The following is an 18,540-nucleotide window of genomic DNA, read 5'->3' as shown; positions in this document are numbered from 1 at the left end:
GATTGTTTGCTCTTTTCCGCATCACAGCTTTAGCCAGCCTTATCGGCATGGGCGCATTCATTGCGCAGGCGCAGGCCGAATCCGATGCTGTAGCCGGTAATGCCCCCGACTATGCATTGTCGATGCATGGGGACGTAGCGCTTCCCGCAGACTTCACGCATTTTCCTTATGCAAACCCGGATGCGCCGAAAGGTGGTTCTCTTAGAATGGGCGTGGTTGGCACATTTGATAGCCTCAACCCATTTGTGCTCAAAAGCATGCGCACAACGGCGCGTGGACTGTTTAATGATGCCGATTTTGGCAACATGCTTTATGAAACGCTCATGCAGCGCTCACGGGACGAACCCTTTACCCTTTATGGGCTATTGGCGGAAAAAGTTGCAATCGACCCGGAACGCAAATGGGTGGAGTTTACGCTTAATCCAAAAGCCAAGTGGTCCGATGGTCAGCCTGTCACTGTGGATGATGTCATCTTCACCTATCAGATCCTGACGGAAAAAGGCCGCCCACCATACAACAACCGTATGAGCCGGATTGAAAAGATTGAAAAAACCGGCGAGCGCTCCGTGCGGTTTGTCTTCAATGATAAGTCAGACCGTGAATTTCCCTTGCTCATTGCCGGAACGATGCCGGTGCTTCCCAAACATGCAATTAACCCGGAAACCTTCGGCAATTCCACCCTGAAGGCACCTCTTGGCAGTGGGCCCTATATCGTGTCCGCTGTTCAGCCAGGCCAGCGCATCATTTACAAGCGAAATCCCAATTATTGGGGCAAAGACCTCGCATCGCAGCGAGGATTGAATAACTTCGATACCGTCAGTATCGAATATTATCGCAATGAGACGTCGCTGTTTGAGTCCTTCAAGAAGGGATTGCTCGACGTCTATCTCGAAGGAAATACATACAGGGAAGGAAATCCTCTTCACTGGCAGACCGCGTATAATTTTCCCGCGGCCAAAGAAGGCAGGGTTTTAAAAGAGAAGTTCGAAAAGAAACTCCCTGCAAATATTTACGGCTTTGTCTTCAATACCAGACGGGCGCTCTGGGCAGACCCCAGAGTGAGGCAGGCGCTTGCGCTTATGTTCGACTTTGAGTGGCTGAATAGGACCCTGTTTCTAAATCAATATGTTCGAACACAAGGATATTGGGACGGTTCCGAGCTTTCATCCGTTGGACACCCGGCCGATGCGGAAGAAAAACGCCTTCTTGCTCCTTTCCACAAGGCTGTAACGCCTGAAGCGATGGATGGAACATGGCGCGCACCGCAAACAGACGGAAGCGGCTATGACAGACGCCCCATGAAAGAAGCCTTTGAACTTCTACAAGCCGCCGGTTTCACCTTTCACGACGGAAAGGCTTTTGCGCCGGACGGCAAGGCCTTTTCTTTCGAAATAATGACTTTATCAGCCGATCAGGAAAAAATTGCCCTTGCCTTCAAACGCACGCTGGATCGACTGGGCATCATTGTAAACATTCGCACCCCTGATGACGCACAGTATCAACAACGCCTGCAAACCTTTGACTATGACATGATGCTCGGCGCCCTTACCAGCTCGCTTTCGCCCGGCAATGAGCAATGGCAGCGCTGGGGCTCAGGATCACGTAATGCACAGGGAAGCTTCAATTATCCCGGCGTTGCCGATCCGGCGGTCGATGCCATGATTGAAGCCATGCTTGTGGCCCGGACCCGTGCCGATTTCATCAGCGCAGTTCGTGCGCTCGACCGCATCCTCATTTCCGGCAACTATTATATTCCGCTTTATCATCAGCCTGCTCAATGGGTTGCGCGTTGGGATCGCATCGGACATCCAGACAAAACATCGCTTTATGGTTATCAGCTTCCCACATGGTGGCAGGTCACCAAATAACGTCGATTGATAAGACCGTAATTCATCCTACATTTTAGAGCTATAGAGATAGGCGAACAGGAGAACACGTCTCCTGTACGTCGAACGGAGCACCTTATGACCAGAAGAAAAATCACCATCGACGTTGTTTCAGATGTCGTTTGCCCATGGTGTTTCCTCGGCCGCAAGCGGCTGGAACAAGCACTTGAAATGACGCCCGAAGTTGATGCCGAAGTACGCTGGCGCCCTTATCAACTTGACCCATCGATCCCCGCTCAGGGCAAAGATCGGCAGGTCTATATGCGCGAGAAATTCGGCACGAGTTCGAAGATTGACGACATTCACAAACAGCTGACAGAACTCGGCGAAGAAAACGATATCGTCTTCGATTTTGAAGCGATCACGCGCGCACCCAACACCCTGGATGCCCATCGCCTGATCCATTGGGCTGAACAGGCTGGACCGGGCCTACAGGACAAATTGGTCGGCCGACTGTTCTCGCTCTATTTCGAGCAAGGGCAGGATATCGGCGATCATGACGTGCTGGTGGATGCTGCGGCAAGCATTGGCATGGAAGCGCCGATTGTCGCGCGTCTTCTGGAAAGCGATGCCGACAAAGCCACGATCCGTGAGGAAATCGACATCGCAGACCGTATCGGTGTGCGCGGGGTGCCATGCTTCATCATTGACCAGAAATATGCCGTCATGGGTGCACAATCCGCCTCTGCCCTCGCCGATGCCATTCAGCAAACGGCGGAAGGCTTCGAGCCGGGTATTTCGGAAGACAGATAAATATATCGCGGCGGGGTTAACCCGCCGGGATCTTTGCAAGCTGCGCCATAATAACCGCCGAACCATTCAGACGTTTTTCTGGCGTCGCCCAATCACGAATAAAGACGATGCTCTGATCCGGCCTGATCTTGGCCATGGAGCCCTGTTCACCGATCATCTTCACCAATCCAACCGGATTGTTGAAAGTTGCATTGCGGAACTGGATAACCACGCCTTTCGGACCGGCATCAAGCTTCTCGACATTAGCGCGGCGGCAGAGTGCCTTGATGTAAACGATTTTGAGCAGGTGCTGCACTTCTTCCGGCATCGGACCGAAACGGTCAATCAGTTCTGCACCAAATGCATCAATATCCTGCGGCTCTTCAAGGTCTGCCAGACGGCGATAAAGACCAAGGCGCAATTGCAGATCCGGCACATAAGCTTCCGGAATCATCACAGCCGTTCCAATTGCAATCTGTGGCGACCACTGGCTGTCTTCGACCTCAATGGTGCCCTTGAGCGTTGCAACCGCTTCTTCCAGCATCTGCTGGTAAAGCTCGAAGCCTACTTCCTTGATGTGACCGGACTGTTCTTCGCCAAGCAGATTACCCGCACCGCGAATATCCATGTCATGACTTGCGAGCTGGAAGCCAGCGCCCAGCGTATCAAGGGACTGCAGAACCTTCAGACGACGCTCGGCAGTGGCGGTGAGCGTGCGACCGGCAGGCAGCGTAAACAGCGCAAAGGCGCGCTGCTTGGAGCGGCCGACACGTCCGCGCAGCTGATAAAGCTGCGAGAGGCCGAACATATCGGCACGATGCACGATCATCGTGTTGGCGGTTGGAATGTCGAGGCCAGATTCGACGATGGTCGTCGATAAAAGCACATCATATTGGCCGTCATAGAAGGCATTCATAATGTCATCGAGCATTCCGGGTGCCATCTGACCATGTGCGACACCAACTTTGAGTTCCGGCACATGATCTCTGAGAAACTGCTCAATGTCCGCAAGGTCAGCCACGCGCGGACAGACATAGAAACTTTGACCACCGCGATAGCGTTCGCGCAGCAATGTCTCGCGGATCACCAGAGGGTCAAATGGTGACACAAAAGTACGAACAGCCATACGATCAACCGGTGGCGTCGTAATCAGCGAAAGCTCACGCACGCCGGTGAGTGCCAGCTGCAACGTGCGCGGGATCGGCGTTGCAGAAAGCGTCAAAACGTGAATGTCCGATTTCAACTCCTTAAGCCGCTCTTTGTGCTTTACGCCGAAATGCTGCTCTTCATCGATGATGAGAAGACCCAGATTCTTGAACTTGATCGAATTGCCGAGCAGCGCATGCGTGCCGACCACAATATCTACGGTGCCGTCTTCAATGCCCTTTTTGGTGGCTGCAAGCTCTTTCGAGCCAACCAGTCGAGATGCGTGCGCGACATTAACCGGCAAACCGTGGAAACGGGTTGAGAAGGTTTTGAAATGCTGGCGTGATAGAAGCGTGGTCGGCACAACCACTGCCACCTGAAAACCGCTCAAGGCAGCAACAAAAGCCGCGCGCAGTGCAACTTCCGTTTTGCCGAAACCAACATCGCCGCAGATGAGGCGATCCATCGGCTTGCCTGCACCCAGATCATCCGTAATCGCATCAATAGCGCGCAACTGATCTTCGGTCTCATCATAAGGGAAACGCGCCGCGAATTCTGCGTAAAGGCCTTCTGGTGGCTGCATAACGGGTGCACCGCGCATCTGGCGTTCGGCAGCGATCTGGATCAGATGACCGGCAATTTCAAGCAGGCGTTTCTTGAGCTTGGCCTTGCGCATCTGCCATGCGCCGCCGCCGAGCTTATCAAGAACAGCTTCCGACCCCTCGGACCCGAAGCGAGAAAGCAATTCGATATTTTCGACTGGCAGAAACAGTCGATCATCGCCTGCATAATGAATCTCGAGACAATCATGCGGAGCGCCCGCTGCCGTGATCGTTTTCAGGCCTATAAAACGACCGATACCATGATCAACATGGACGACAATATCGCCAGCCGAAAGTGAGGCGGCCTCCGAAATAAAATTCTGGTCACGTTTGCGGCGCTTTGAGCGACGCACGAGGCGGTCACCGAGAATATCCTGCTCGGCAACAACAACCAGATCGCCAGCGTCAAAACCGCTTTCAACTGCCAGAACAGCTGCCGTGATCTTGTCGCGCGACAGCGCCTTAACCATCGAAAGGCGGTCAACGGTCTCAATCTTTTCAAGGCCATGCTCGTCGAGCACTTGCAGCAGACGATCGAGCGATCCTTCCGACCATGCTGCCACCAGCACTTTTTTGCCAGCCACACGCAAATCGGCAATATATTTCACCACCGATTCAAACAGGTTCACATCGGTTGCTGCACGTTCTTCCGCAAAGCTGCGTCCCTTATGGACATCGGCATGAACAATCGCACGGCCAGTCACTTCAGGCGTACCAAATGGCGTCAGATCAATACGCAATCCGTTGGTTGCAGCAATCGCTTCCACTTCTTTTGGCGTGAGATAAAGCGTTTCCGGCTTAACCGGCTTGTACGGCACAGCATCGCTGCCCGGCTCTTTGCCTTCTGCCTGCCTGAGGCGCGACTCATAGTGATCCACAACCATCGTGTGGCGTTCGGTCAGTGCTTCATGCACCAGATGATCGAACACCACCGGCATGTCGCCGGCATGGTCAAACACAGTTTCGAGATTATCGTAAAACAGCGGGAGCCAGTGCTCCATGCCGGCAAAGCGCCGCCCTTCACTGATCGCCTGATAAAGCGCATCATCGCGCTGTGGCGCGCCAAACATCGCCACATAATTTCTGCGAAAATGGCTGATCATGTCCGGCGAGAGCGAAATTTCGCTCATCGGCTGAAGCACAAATTCCTTACGTGCGCCTGTGGTGCGCTGCGATGCCGGGTCAAACGCGCGAATTGTTTCGAGCGTATCACCAAAAAAATCAAGACGCAGCGGCTCTTCTGACCCCGGTGCATAAAGATCAAGAATCCCGCCACGCACTGCATATTCGCCAATATCACGTACCGTCGAAACACGCTCAAAGCCGTTGCGCTCAAGTCGCGCACTCAGCGCGTTCATATTGAGCTGATTACCGGGACGTGCGGAAATCACCTGTTCGGCGATTGCAGCCTGCGGCGGCAGCTTCTGCAAAACCGCATTGGCAGTCGTGATGATCACAGCGGGATGCGGCGTCTTCTTCAATGAAGCCAAGGCGGCCAGTGCCGCAAGCCTGCGTGCCGATGCATCCGCCCCCGGCGACACACGATCATAGGGCAAACAATCCCACGCTGGCAGATGCAGCACCGGAAGGTCGGGCGCAACAAAGTTCAGCACCTGCTCAAGATCTGCAATGCGCTGACCATCACGCACAATATACAGCAGAGGCCCACGCTCACCAATCTCTTCGACCAGCCGCGCAAGACAAAAAGCTTCGAAACCATCGGCAACGCCATCGATGACGATATTTTTGCTATTGCTGGCTTTCACACCAAGTTTGCTGAATACGGGCATGGCGGCTTATTCTCAGAATTCTATGCGGTCGCGGAAAGCAATGATGTCACGGAATAAAGGCGTATCATATTCCTGAGGTGTTTCGCTTTCGCCTGTCACCCATTTCAGAAGATCGCGGTCGAGCACTTCAAGAATCTGCTCAAACTCGTCCAGTTGAGCATCAGTGAAGGCTAGAAGATACTGATCGGCATACTGCCCAAGGATCAGATCCATCTCGCGCATGCCGCGATGCCAGGCGCGAAACAGAAGCTTGCGACGCCTAACATCAAGATTTCCTGCCGCAAGTGTGCTGCCTGTCATTGTTTGAGCGCTCCATTAAAAAATATGTTGCCGGTATATAGCATCTGTTGACGATGAGGGAACCCGTTTCCGCAATTAGAACAAAAATAGTACAAAACCATTTCAAAGGCTTGCACAGAAAAGCAAAGCAGTTAATGCTTCCAGCCATGCGTCCGTCTGTGCTTGATCCGTTTTTCGCTTCCGTCCGCTCGCTTTCCGGCATTGGCCCGAAAGTGGCAGCTTTGCTTGGCAAACTTTTGGGCACAGACGTGCCCGGAGCTGAGCCAAAAGTTGGCCAGCTTCTCTTCCTGCCACCACATAGTGTGATCGACCGACGCAACCGCCCCGGAGTAGCCTTTGCGCAGGAAGGCGCCATTGTGACGCTTGAGGTGATGGTTGATCAGCATCAGCCAGCCCCGCGTGGACGCGGCAATGTTCCGCATCGTGTGACTGCACATGATGACACTGGCGAAATCATCCTCACCTTCTTTCATGCGCAATTGCCATGGCTGGAAAAGATGTTGCCCGAAGGCGAAATCGTCATCGTTTCCGGCAAGGTCGAATGGTTCAATGGGCGTGCCTCGATGGTGCATCCGGATTATATCGCAAGCCTTGAAGATGCGGCCAGTCTTCCGATGGTTGAACCCGTCTATCCGCTGACGGCTGGCCTTTCATCGAAAACGCTTGGCCGCGCGGTAAAAGAAGCACTGACCCGCGTGCCGGTACTACCCGAATGGATTGACGGGCCGCTGATTGCGCGTGAGCGTTTCGCCTCTTTCAAAGAGGCATTGAACACAATGCATCTGCCGGAAGATCCGAGTGATATTGCGCTCGAAAGTATCACACGGCGCAGGCTGGCTTATGACGAGTTTTTGGCAGGACAATTGGCACTCGCGCTTGTGCGCGCCAAGACACGTCGCCTTTCAGGGCGCCCACTGGAAGGCAATGGCCGCATCGTTGCGGAAATCATGCGCCACCTCCCCTATAAACTGACCAAAAGTCAGGATCAGGCGGTTCGCGAGATCATCACCGATCTTAAATCGCCTGAGCGTATGCTTCGCCTGCTGCAAGGCGATGTTGGTTCTGGCAAGACGGTCGTTGGCCTTTTATCGATGGCACATGCCGCGGAATCTGGCGGTCAGTCTGCCCTGATGGCGCCAACAGAAGTGCTGGCTCGACAGCATTTTGCCACCATTGCACCTCTGGCGGAAAAGGTTGGCCTGAAAGCCGCCCTTCTTACAGGTCGCGAAAAAGGCAAAGAACGCAATGCTGTGCTTGAGGGCCTGAAAAGCGGCGAAGTCGATATTATCATCGGCACGCACGCGCTTTTTCAGGAAAAGGTCGAATATCACGATCTCGTCTTCGTCATCATCGACGAGCAGCATCGTTTCGGCGTACATCAGCGTCTGATGCTGACGGCAAAAGGCAGCGCACCCGATATGCTTGTGATGACGGCAACGCCTATTCCACGCACACTTGTGCTGACCGCCTTTGGTGATATGGATGTATCCAAGCTCACCGAAAAGCCAGCCGGACGCCAGCCGATTACCACTGCCATTCTGCCCATGGAACGCATGGGCGAACTTGTCGAGCGCATTCGGAAGGCCGTTCACGAAGGGCAGAAGATCTACTGGATATGTCCGCTTGTGGAGGAGTCCGAACTCGTCGAACTGACTTCCGCCGAAGAACGCTTTGAATCGCTCAAGTCAGTTTTTGGCAACAAGATCGGCCTCATCCATGGCCGCATGACTGGTGCTGAAAAAGACGAAGCGATGCGCGCTTTCAAGCAGGGCGAAACGCGGTTGCTGGTCGCAACCACCGTCATTGAGGTTGGCGTCGACGTGCCGGATGCAACGATCATCGTCATCGAACACGCCGAGCGCTTCGGGCTATCCCAATTGCACCAGCTACGCGGACGCGTTGGCCGTGGCGACAAGCCATCCACCTGCCTTCTGCTTTATAAAGGCCCACTTGGTGAAATCGGACAGGCCCGTCTCAAGGTGATGCGCGAAACGGAAGACGGTTTCCGCATTGCCGAAGAAGACCTGAAACTGCGTGGCGAAGGCGAGTTGCTCGGCACCCGTCAATCAGGTACGCCGGGCTTCCGCCTTGCTTCGATTGAAGCACATGGCGACTTGCTGGAAATCGCTCGCAAAGACGCGCGCTATATTCTGGCAAGCGATCCCGACCTTGAAAGCGAGCGCGGAAAAGCGCTGCGCGTGCTGCTTTATCTTTTCGGACGCGATGAGGCGATCCGCCTGCTTCGCGCGGGATAAAAACGAAATGGCCGCATCGCTGCGGTCATTTCTATCTATCTGTCAATTTTTTCAGATAAGAGATTGTTTTAATTTTATTCTACCGTCACCGACTTTGCGAGATTGCGCGGCTGATCGACGTCCGTACCCATCAAAATAGCAGTATGATAAGCGAGCATCTGGATCGGCAGAGCATAAACCAACGGCGTGATAAACTCAGGCACATCCGGCAGAACAATGGTCGCCATCGTATCAAGGCTTGCTGCCGCAGCACCTTTCTTGTCGGTGATCAGAATAATACGGCCGCCGCGGGCTGCCACTTCCTGCATGTTGGAAACGGTCTTCTCATAAAGACGATCCGACGGCGCAATGACGATAACCGGCATGGTCTCATCAATAAGCGCAATCGGGCCGTGCTTGAGTTCACCAGCCGCATAGCCTTCGGCGTGAATGTAGGAAATTTCCTTGAGCTTCAGCGCGCCTTCCATGGCCAACGGGAACGATGTTCCACGACCGAGATAAAGCACATGGCTGACCTTTGCCAACTCGTGACAGACGGTAGCAATCTGGTCTTCAAGCTTGAGAACCTGATTGATAAAGCGCGGTGCTTCCGAAAGCTGACGCACCAGTTCCTGTTCACGCTTGTCATCAATCGCACCGCGCGCTTTTGCAGCAGCAATCGCAAGTGACGCCATGGTCGAAAGCTGGCAGGTGAAAGCCTTGGTCGAGGCCACACCGATTTCAGGACCGGCCAGCGTCGGGAACACGGCATCCGATTCACGCGCAATGGTCGATCCGGTCACATTGACCACAGAGGCGATTTTCAAACCCTGCGATTTGCAATAACGCAGCGACGCGAGCGTATCCGCCGTTTCACCAGACTGCGAAACGAACATCGCGAGCGAATCCTTTGAAAGCGGCATTTCGCGATAACGAAATTCCGAAGCGATATCGCTATCGACCGGCAGACGTGCGATCTGCTCGAACCAGTATTTGCCCACCGAAGCCGCATAAAAAGCGGTGCCACAGGCAGAGATTGTCAGCCGGTCAATCTTGGCAAAATCAACAGCAATCGCTTCCCGACGCACCTTACCGGTGGTGAAATCGAGATAGTTTGCGAGCGTATGCGAAATCACTTCCGGCTGCTCGAACATCTCTTTCTGCATGAAGTGGCGATGATTGCCCTTCGAGACCAACATATTACCGGCCTGTGACTTCAAAATCGTGCGTTCAACCTCAACATTGTTTTCATCATAGATGGTCACGCCCTTACGGGTCAGCACTGCCCAGTCACCATCTTCAAGATAGGCAATTGTGTCGGTGAATGGCGACAAAGCGATAGCGTCAGAACCGAGGAACATTTCGCCTTCGCCATAGCCCACGGCCAGTGGCGGCCCCTGACGCGCGCCGATCAACGTTTCTTCATTGCCTTCAAACAAGAAGGCGAGTGCAAAAGCGCCTTGTAACAGTGGCAGGCTGTCGCGCACGGCCTCAACAGGCGATTTTCCCTTGTTCAACTCGCGCGTCACGAGATGCGCGACGGCTTCAGTGTCGGTTTCTGTCTCGAACCTAAAACCTTCCGCTTCGAGCATAGCACGCAATTCGGCAAAGTTTTCGATAATGCCGTTATGAACAACAGCCAAGCGCGGCGTGATATGTGGATGCGCATTGCGTTCAACGGGCTTGCCATGTGTGGCCCAACGCGTATGGCCAATGCCGATGACGCCCGGAAGTGGTTCACCCGCCAGACGTTTTTCCAGATTAACCAGTTTGCCTTCCGCACGACGGCGATCAAGCTTGCCATTCAAAAGCGTGGCAATACCGGCAGAATCATAACCGCGATATTCAAGCCGCTTCAGCGCATCAACCAGACGCGGTGCGACTTCGTCATTGCCGATAATGCCGATAATTCCACACATAGGGTGCTCCAGATCCGAGATTCACGCATTGAGTTGTGATTTAAAGATTCTAATGTAAAACGACAACCCAAAGGGCTGTCGTTCTATTCATCTGTTGGCCGTTTATTTCGACGATGTTTTAGCCGCTTTGATGGCAGCGTATTTCTCGCGCAATATCTTTCCCCGACCTTCTTTGGTTTCTTGCCGCGCACGACCGAAAGCCAGAGCATCCGCAGGCACATCCTCCGTAATTGTGCTACCAGATGCGATATAGGCATTATCACCGATCGATACTGGCGCAACAAGCGAGCTGTTGGAGCCAACGAAGGCATGTTCGCCGATCACCGTCTTATACTTGTTATAGCCATCGTAATTGCAGGTGATTGTGCCCGCACCGATATTGCTCGACGCGCCCACAATAGCATCACCAATATAGGTCAGATGATTGATCTTCGCGCCCTTGCCGACCTGGGCGTTCTTCACTTCACAAAAATTACCCACTTTGGATTTTTCGCCAAGATTTGCACCCGGACGCAAACGCGCAAAGGGTCCGATCTCGGCATTTACGCCAATCTTCGCACCTTCAATATGTGAGAAAGCGTGAATCAGTGCACCCGATGCCACATGCACGCCCTGCCCGAAGAAGACGTTTGGCTCAATCACAACGTCGGCTTCGACCAGCGTATCATGTGAGAAGAAAACAGTTTCAGGCGCAATCAACGTCACACCGGCCAGCATCATTTCCTGACGCTTGCGGTTCTGCCAGATGCTTTCAGCTTCAGCGAGTTCGGCACGATTGTTGATGCCAATCACATTATCGACAGGCACTTCAATCGCCACGACATTCAGGCCGTTGCCATGCGCGAGGCCAACAATATCGGTCAAATAATATTCGCCCTTGGCGTTCTTGTTATCAACAGCATCAAGCAGAGCAAGAGCGTGTTGACCACGAACGGCCATCAAACCACCATTGCAGAAGCCGATTTTCTTCTGGGCGTCGGTGGCTTCTTTCTCTTCGATAATCGCAGTGAGCTTACCACCTTCTTCGATCAGGCGACCATAGCCATGCGGGTTTGCGGGACGAAAACCGATAACGACAACGTCAGCACCCTCTGAAAGCTTGTTGCGCGCAGCCTGCAACGAATGCGCTTCGATCAGCGGCGTATCGCCAAAGACGATCAGCAGATCATCATAACCGCGCTCGATTGCTGCGCGCGCGGCCAGAACCGCATGGGCCGTACCCAAACGCTCTGTCTGCTCAAAGGCAGAAACCGCATCGGCAATTTTTTCGACAGCGCCGCGCACTTCATCTGCACCGCGCCCGACGACCAGAGCCACGTCGCTTTTACCAGTGCCCTGCACGGCCTTAACCACATGCGAGACCAGCGGCAGGCCTGCTACCTGATGCAGAACTTTTGGCAAACTCGATTTCATACGCGTGCCTTCGCCAGCGGCAAGCACGATGGAAAGGCATGTACGGTCTGTCATAATATCGTCCAGAAAGATTAAAGGCTCATCTGCTCAATAGCATTAAAGCGTATATGGAAACTTACAATTTCAGCCCAAGCGCCCCAGTGCCGGGAAAGTTTCGAGCAGCCAGAACGAGAAAGACTGCATTCCGCCGGTCAGGAAAAGCACACCAGCAATCACGAGCAACGCGCCCATCGCTTTTTCAACTTTGCCCAGATGAACCCGGAAGTGTGACAAAAACCGCATGAATGCGCCCGAAAAAAGAGCCGCAATCAGAAACGGAATTCCCAGACCCAGCGAATACACTGCCAGAAGGGCAGCGCCGTCAATCACCGTGCTGCTGCCGCCTGCCAATGTGAGGATAGGCCCCAGAACCGGGCCAATACATGGCGTCCAACCAAAGGCAAAAGCCAGCCCCATGACATAAGCGCCCAATGGCGAAGCTGGCGCATTACGCGCCTGAAAACGCGCCTCACGCGATAGGAATGAAAAGCGCAGCACCCCCAGGAAGTTGAGGCCCATCAGAATGATGACGACGCCCGCCGCCATAGCGATTTCCTGCTGCCACATGCGCAGAAATGCGCCGATGGACGATGCACCAGCCCCAAGGGCCACAAAAACAGTGGTAAAACCGAGTACAAAGCAGATAGCCGCAAAAGCAAGAGAACGACGATGCGAAGGAGCCGCAGCAATGCGTGATTCTTTTTCTGCACGAAAATCCTCAACACTCACACCCGCCATATAGCACAGATAAGGCGGCACAAGCGGCAGGACACAGGGCGAAAGAAACGACAGCGCACCCGCACCGGCAGCCGTCAAATAAGAAACACTAAGCACTGAAACCTCATTTTTTACATAGAGTTTTTCTTATCTGAAACAGATAAACAGCTCTATTCATTTGTTTTTGAACAAACTCGGGGAAACTTCCCCGTTTTATCCAAAGCGCTTGCGGCCACTGCCAATTAAGGCATAATCCGACCCGAGTGAAATACCCTTTGATGGCCTTATAACCCAACTTCGACATTACTTTGATTATTTTCAATGCAGAATCTCATTCGAACACAAGTTCGCCCTAAATCAGGATCATTTGCGCAAAATTAGATTGCTCCAACTGGACGACGCTCCGATGAGCTTAATTGACAACGAAGAACCTTCTTCAGCCACCAAAGAACAAAGCAAGTCTTCTGGATGGCTGAAACGCTACCAGCATTTTCTGTTTCCAGTTGCGGGCATTGCGATCGCGCTGCTGGCAATTTATGTTCTGGAAAGCCTGCTTCAGAATACCTCGCGCAAGGATACGCTGGTCGCATTCCATGATCTCCCATGGAGTGTCATCGGCCTCGCAGTTCTGTTCACTATGCTGAGCTACGCTGCGGTAGCGCTTTATGACGTGGTGGCGGTCGACACAATCGCGCCTAACCAAATACCGCGTCGTATCGCAGCGGTTGCAGGTGCGGCAGGCTATGCAATCTCCAACGCCATCGGCTTTTCGCTGCTGACGGGCGGTGCACTGCGCTATCGCATCTATGCTGCGGAAGGGATCAGCCTTGCCGATATCGGCAAGATCGTCGGCACCTCGTGGTTTGCAATCTGGTTTGCACTTATCATCATGGTGGGCGCGGCTCTGCTGATTGATCCGCAGGATGTGCCGTGGATTTCGACGATTGATGCACGCATTGATGTTGTCGCTGGCATTATCATTCTTGGCGGCATTGGCTGGCTGATCTACTGGCTCTCACATGGCCAAAGAACGCTTCGCTTAGGCTCGCTCAGCCTGCGACTGCCCAACTCGAAAGGTGCAGTGACCCAAATTTTTGCAGGCCTTGTCGATGTAGGCGCTGCAGCTGCAACCCTCTATGTGCTGATGCCACAGGATGCGGTTCCGAGCTTTGCGGTCTTCGCGCTCGTCTATGTGATTGCTATCGTTCTAGGCATTGCGAGCCATGCGCCGGGCGGACTTGGTGCATTTGAAGCAACCATCATTGCTGGCCTTGGCATTGGTGACAATCCACAAGCCATTGCCGGTCTGCTTGCCTATCGTGTGATCTACACAGTCATGCCGCTTGTCGTATCCACAATTGGCCTTCTCATCTGGGAGGGGATGCGCCGCAGGCAGATGTTGGGGCGTCAGGCCAAATTTGCAAAGCGCCTTGTCGAGCCACTCATTCCCGGTCTCTCTGCCAGTATCATCTTCCTCGGCGGTATTATTCTGCTCGTATCGGGTGCAACGCCCGACTTGCGCTATCGTGTAAAAATACTCTCCAGTGTTGTTCCAGAGTTTTTTGTCGAAACATCGCATCTTGCCGCAAGCCTTGTCGGCGTTGCGCTGTTGATCGTAGCGCGTGGCCTGTTCAGACGACTGGAGCGCGCATGGATTGCTGCAATCGTGCTTTTGCTGTTTGGTGCAGTGTTTTCGATTGCGAAAGGTTTGGATTGGGAAGAAGCAAGCATTCTGTGCGTTTTTGCTCTTGCTTTATGGGGCTTTCGCGATTCCTTTTATCGCCGCCCGATTTCCGGACCATTTGAACTGAGCTGGAGCTGGATTGCCTCTGTCGGCACAACTGTCATCGTCTCCACTTGGCTTGGCTTCTTCGTTTATCGCCACGTGGAATATTCCAATAATCTCTGGTGGGATTTTGCTTGGAACGATAATGCACCACGCTTTTTGCGCGCCACCGTTCTGGTGTTTGCTGTTGTGGCGGCAGTCGGTCTGAACTCGATCATCAACCGGCACAGCCAGCGCAAACGCAAGCGTGATTACTCAATCCCCCCTGCGGTGTTTGAACTTGTTGCGCAATGTCCGCATACAGATGCAGCCCTTGCGCTTCTTGGTGACAAGCAATTTCTGCTTGCGCCCGATAACAACGCATTCATCATGTATGCGCAATCGGGTGGCAGTCTGATTGCGCTGGGCGAGCCGATTGGCGACAAACAGGCTGCAAAGGAACTCGCGTGGTCTTTCCATAGCCTGGCAGACAAGATGGCGCTGCGCACCGTATTTTACGGCGTTGGACCAACCAGTCTGCCATTGTTTCTCGACATGGGATTGGTGGCGCTGAAGCTTGGAGAAGTCGCCCGCGTTGACCTCAGCGATTTTTCGCTCGAAGGTCCGCGCCGTCAGCCATTCCGTTATGCCGATCGAAAAGTCGACAAGGATGGGCTGACATTTGAAGTTATAGACGTGAAAGAGGTTCCACCGCTTATTCCGCGTCTGCGTGAAATCAGCGATGCATGGCTTGACCATAAATCAGGCAGCGAAAAAGGCTTTTCGCTTGGCTATTTCGACGACGACTACATGACGCGGTTCGATGTGGCTGTGCTTAAAAAAGACGGAGAGATCGTTGCCTTCGCCAATATCTGGCGCGGTGCCGACAAATACGAGATCACAGTCGATCTCATGCGCTACATGCCCAATGTGCATAAACTGCTTATGGACGCTCTTTTTGCCAAACTGCTCATGTATAGCAAAGAACAGGGCTATAAATGGTTCAATCTCGGGGCTGCGCCGCTATCAGGTCTGAACCGCAGCAGATTGGCCTCGCGCTGGAACCGCTTCGGATCATTCATCTATCGGCGCGGTGCCGACCTCTACCACTTTGATGGCCTCAAAGCCTTCAAGGAAAAATTCGACCCCGTCTGGACACCGCACTATATGGTTTGTCCCGGCGGTCTTGAAACACCCCGCACACTCATCGATGCAACAACACTAATCAATGGCAGCCCACTGGAGTTTATCCGTAAATGAAGAAGCGACGCATTCTTTTAACTGTCTTTGGGCTGGTTTTGCTCGGCGGTGCAGGTGTCTATGCTGCGCTGCATCCGGGCAAAATTGCGCGTCAGTGGGCGCAGTTTTTCAATGCCGACGAACCGGTAATCCATGCCAGTGCTGAACGGCTTTCCAATATCCCGGTTTACATGCCCAAAGGCGATCCGGTTGGCCTTGCCATTCTGCTGAGTGACGAAAACGGAATTGGTGAGAATGAACGCGCTTATATGGATGCAATGCTGGCACGCAACATGATCGTGTTGCCTGTCGAACTGGGTCCGTGGCGCGCTGCACTCGATAAAGAAGATGGTGAGTGCAATTATCTCGACTCGGACTTTGAAGCGATTGCCAAGGAGGCCCTGCGCGGACTCGATCTTGATGTCTATTTTCATCCCGTCGTGACCGGCATTGGTCAGGGCGCGACAATTGCATATGCCGCAGCATCGGATTCGCCCGATGCAACCATTGCCGGTGCAGTCGCTCTCGACCCGACACCTGCAAAAACCCGCCTGCCCTCATGCACAGAAGAAGCAGAAGCGGTGAATGCACCGGGCGGCGGATTCACCTATGAATATGATGCCAAAATTCCTACACCCACATTGGTAATTGGACCCAACGGCTCTCCCGTCAACAACCCTGTCGAAGCAAGACAAAAGAGCGTAGCCGTACTGCAAAGCGGCGCAGACTTCCCCGCTCGTATGAACATGGCCGTGAACAATGTCGTGGCAATGGCTGATATGGACGCGAAGAATGAAGCACTCCCCATTGTCGATTTACCAGCCAAAGGCGGCAAGGCTGATATAGTTGCCGTGTTTTACTCGGGGGATGGCGGTTGGCGCGATCTCGACAAATCAATTGGTGAATGGCTTCAAGCCAATGGCGTTCATGTGATCGGTGTCGATTCACTGCGCTATTTCTGGTCAGAACGCACGCCGGAAGAAATAGCGCGTGATACAACCGCAATGATCAAAAAAGCTGATCCATCCAATAAGCTGCCCGTCGCCGTTCTTGGCTATTCATTTGGCGCAGATACATTCCCGTTTGCCTGGAAATATCTGGATCCAGCGATTCAGGACCGCACCAAAATGGTCGGACTTCTTGGCGTCGAAACAACCACCACATTCCAGGTTTCGATTGAAGGCTGGCTCGGCATGGATGGTGACAAGGACGTCGTTCCAGCTATCACGACAATTCCGCTGGATCGCGTGGTCTGCGTTTATGGTGAAGAGGAAGACGATACGGCTTGCACAGCACCGGAGCTCAAAGGGGCCGACCTGATGAAGCTTTCAGGTGGGCATCACTTCGATGAAAATTACGAGCCGATTGCTGCCGCTCTTTACGAAAAAATGCGCGCGCATGCAGGCCTGCCGCCTCGCCCCGCGAGTTAAAATGAAAGGCACCGGCATTTTTAGCCGGTGCCTTGTTCATACAGCCTTGGCGCTGCGCTTCTTCCTGCACAGCCAATCGGCAATCAAACCTCTTATCAGTCTTAAATCCGATCCCTGGCATTCTGACGGCCTTCCTGCTGGTGGCATTTGCTCTGGTGGCCTCAATCGCAGCTTCTATTGAAGCCATATATGGCGGTCGTCATTGTGACGAAGTCCTTTTTCATTGATTTGATTCTTAATGAGGTTACAGCTCTCTCCTTCTGGCATAACGAATCTGCATTGCATGACGTTTAATGGCTGAATTCCATGCCAAATGAGCAGATTTGGTTCCACGGTTTCATCGGGAAGACCTGTGACGACAAAATTTATAGCGAGTAAGGCAATTTTTTTGAAATTATGTTGGAGAAACTTGATTTTATGGTGTTGACCAATCCGAAAGCCGCCCGTATGTTCCGCCACACTTCCAGGGACGATTTGTTCCTTAAGGGAGCGCGTAGCTCAGCCGGTAGAGCAACTGACTTTTAATCAGTAGGTCCAGGGTTCGAATCCCTGCGCGCTCACCAACAAAATCAAATAGTTAGCTGCAGTAGCATTTGACCGGAAGCCCGTAGTTTACAGTTAGTTTACAGAGTTTGTTCACTTTCCGGTCTGTAATTGGCCCCGGCTTACCGCAGTTCATAGGCGATCAAAAGCGCAGTGCAGCAGGCAGCGTGCCATAGGTTTAAATTGCCTTCAAACCACCACCGACGACAAAGGCCATAAACGCTGCCACCAGTCCTCCGATTATCAACCAGTTGATTCGTGACAGTGTTGATTGGATGCTTTTGTTGGCGCTCTCAAGCCCGGTGAACCGCGTATCAATACGCGCTTCCATAGCCACCCATTTTTCATCGTTGCGTGCGCTGTCGATCTCACGCTGTCTTTGCCATGCCTCCAAGGTGGTCAGGCGCTGACTGGTTGATTGTGCAGAATGTTCCAACCCGACGACACGGGCGCGGAGATCGTTCTCAGTGTCTGGCATCTTATCCTCCATCACTTCCAGCAACCCCGCTTCTTTCCGTTTTCATCATTGCCTTCAACGCGCTCGGCCCCTGCCCGATCCGCTTTGGTCAGTGCTATCAATCCGGCAGGCGTGAGATCATTCTTGCGAAACCCCGCGCAGTTCGTCGCACTGTTCGACTGACAACCCACGACGCTTGAGAGCAAGCCGACAAAAATCATAGTCCGATAGTGTTGGTTTTCACGCGGAACTGAGCCGGTTTTTTCACCGAGAATTGAGCCACCTTCGAGTATGTTTTTCAGATCATGGTTTGGTCAAGGGATTGGGT

Annotated in this window: 11 protein-coding genes and 1 tRNA gene; 6 read left to right on the top strand and 6 right to left on the bottom strand. The window is 53.2% G+C overall.

Annotated features, from left to right (window positions below; genetic code table 11):
• Positions 1–47: 47 nt before the first annotated feature.
• Both VBH83_RS15345 and VBH83_RS15340 read left to right on the top strand, forming a co-directional pair.
• Positions 48–1,868, top strand: coding sequence for an extracellular solute-binding protein (locus VBH83_RS15345; RefSeq protein ID WP_396998512.1), 1,821 nt, complete (start codon positions 48–50; stop codon positions 1,866–1,868).
• A 96-nt stretch (positions 1,869–1,964) separates the two neighbouring features.
• Positions 1,965–2,639 (top strand): DsbA family oxidoreductase, encoded by a 675-nt coding sequence (locus VBH83_RS15340; protein ID WP_265983936.1) that lies wholly within the window; start codon positions 1,965–1,967, stop codon positions 2,637–2,639.
• Between the two features lie 16 nt (positions 2,640–2,655).
• Here VBH83_RS15340 and mfd read toward each other — a convergent pair whose 3' ends face one another.
• Together mfd and VBH83_RS15330 are read right to left on the bottom strand one after the other, a co-directional pair.
• Positions 2,656–6,156 carry a transcription-repair coupling factor gene (gene mfd / locus VBH83_RS15335; RefSeq protein WP_265983935.1) on the bottom strand — a complete coding sequence of 1,167 codons (3,501 nt, stop codon included), beginning with the start codon at positions 6,154–6,156 and terminating at the stop codon, positions 2,656–2,658.
• A 12-nt stretch (positions 6,157–6,168) separates the two neighbouring features.
• Positions 6,169–6,456 carry a succinate dehydrogenase assembly factor 2 gene (locus VBH83_RS15330; protein WP_265983934.1) on the bottom strand — a complete coding sequence of 96 codons (288 nt, stop codon included), beginning with the start codon at positions 6,454–6,456 and terminating at the stop codon, positions 6,169–6,171.
• Positions 6,457–6,590: 134 nt separating this feature from the next.
• Between VBH83_RS15330 and recG the strand changes: the two genes are divergently transcribed.
• Positions 6,591–8,711 (top strand): ATP-dependent DNA helicase RecG, encoded by a 2,121-nt coding sequence (gene recG / locus VBH83_RS15325; RefSeq protein WP_396998495.1) that lies wholly within the window; start codon positions 6,591–6,593, stop codon positions 8,709–8,711.
• Between the two features lie 74 nt (positions 8,712–8,785).
• Here the strand turns inward: recG and glmS are convergent, their stop codons facing one another.
• The 3 genes from glmS to VBH83_RS15310 form a co-directional block, all read right to left on the bottom strand.
• Positions 8,786–10,609: a glutamine--fructose-6-phosphate transaminase (isomerizing) gene (glmS, locus tag VBH83_RS15320; protein WP_265983932.1), complete on the bottom strand. Its 1,824-nt coding sequence runs from the start codon at positions 10,607–10,609 to the stop codon at positions 8,786–8,788.
• A 102-nt stretch (positions 10,610–10,711) separates the two neighbouring features.
• A complete protein-coding gene (gene glmU / locus VBH83_RS15315) occupies positions 10,712–12,076 on the bottom strand; it encodes a bifunctional UDP-N-acetylglucosamine diphosphorylase/glucosamine-1-phosphate N-acetyltransferase GlmU (protein WP_265983931.1) in 1,365 nt (454 codons plus the stop codon).
• 69 nt (positions 12,077–12,145) lie between these two features.
• Positions 12,146–12,895 (bottom strand): cytochrome c biogenesis CcdA family protein, encoded by a 750-nt coding sequence (locus VBH83_RS15310; RefSeq protein ID WP_265983930.1) that lies wholly within the window; start codon positions 12,893–12,895, stop codon positions 12,146–12,148.
• A gap of 289 nt (positions 12,896–13,184) precedes the next feature.
• Between VBH83_RS15310 and mprF the strand changes: the two genes are divergently transcribed.
• The 3 genes from mprF (at position 13,185) to VBH83_RS15295 (ending at position 17,775) form a co-directional block, all read left to right on the top strand.
• Complete coding sequence (gene mprF / locus VBH83_RS15305; protein ID WP_265983929.1) at positions 13,185–15,803, top strand: bifunctional lysylphosphatidylglycerol flippase/synthetase MprF; 2,619 nt, start codon at positions 13,185–13,187, stop codon at positions 15,801–15,803.
• Positions 15,800–17,212 (top strand): virulence factor family protein, encoded by a 1,413-nt coding sequence (locus VBH83_RS15300; RefSeq protein WP_265983928.1) that lies wholly within the window; start codon positions 15,800–15,802, stop codon positions 17,210–17,212. Before mprF ends, VBH83_RS15300 begins: the two co-directional genes overlap by 4 nt.
• Before the next feature lie 487 nt (positions 17,213–17,699).
• A tRNA-Lys gene (locus VBH83_RS15295) sits at positions 17,700–17,775 on the top strand.
• Positions 17,776–17,933: 158 nt separating this feature from the next.
• Here the strand turns inward: VBH83_RS15295 and VBH83_RS15290 are convergent.
• On the bottom strand, positions 17,934–18,233 hold the full coding sequence (locus VBH83_RS15290; protein ID WP_396998491.1) for a hypothetical protein: 300 nt from the start codon (positions 18,231–18,233) through the stop codon (positions 17,934–17,936).
• Positions 18,234–18,540 lie beyond the last annotated feature (307 nt).

It is taken from the genome of Ochrobactrum sp. S1502_03 (genome assembly GCF_044435015.1).
Classification (GTDB): Bacteria; Pseudomonadota; Alphaproteobacteria; order Rhizobiales; family Rhizobiaceae; genus Brucella; species Brucella chromiisoli.
Note: the sequence above shows the minus strand (reverse complement) of the source record. Positions and strands in the feature narration are given on the sequence as shown.

Excerpts from the sequence above, each read along its gene's own strand:
- recG (WP_396998495.1), top strand. The coding sequence starts at position 6,591 with ATGCTTCCAGCCATGCGTCCGTCTGTGCTTGATCCGTTTTTCGCTTCC.
- glmU (WP_265983931.1), bottom strand. The coding sequence starts at position 12,076 with ATGACAGACCGTACATGCCTTTCCATCGTGCTTGCCGCTGGCGAAGGC.
- VBH83_RS15300 (WP_265983928.1), top strand. The coding sequence starts at position 15,800 with ATGAAGAAGCGACGCATTCTTTTAACTGTCTTTGGGCTGGTTTTGCTC.
- mfd (WP_265983935.1), bottom strand. The coding sequence starts at position 6,156 with ATGCCCGTATTCAGCAAACTTGGTGTGAAAGCCAGCAATAGCAAAAAT.
- VBH83_RS15340 (WP_265983936.1), top strand. The coding sequence starts at position 1,965 with ATGACCAGAAGAAAAATCACCATCGACGTTGTTTCAGATGTCGTTTGC.
- glmS (WP_265983932.1), bottom strand. The coding sequence starts at position 10,609 with ATGTGTGGAATTATCGGCATTATCGGCAATGACGAAGTCGCACCGCGT.
- VBH83_RS15345 (WP_396998512.1), top strand. The coding sequence starts at position 48 with ATGGGCGCATTCATTGCGCAGGCGCAGGCCGAATCCGATGCTGTAGCC.
- VBH83_RS15290 (WP_396998491.1), bottom strand. The coding sequence starts at position 18,233 with ATGCCAGACACTGAGAACGATCTCCGCGCCCGTGTCGTCGGGTTGGAA.
- VBH83_RS15330 (WP_265983934.1), bottom strand. The coding sequence starts at position 6,456 with ATGACAGGCAGCACACTTGCGGCAGGAAATCTTGATGTTAGGCGTCGC.
- mprF (WP_265983929.1), top strand. The coding sequence starts at position 13,185 with ATGAGCTTAATTGACAACGAAGAACCTTCTTCAGCCACCAAAGAACAA.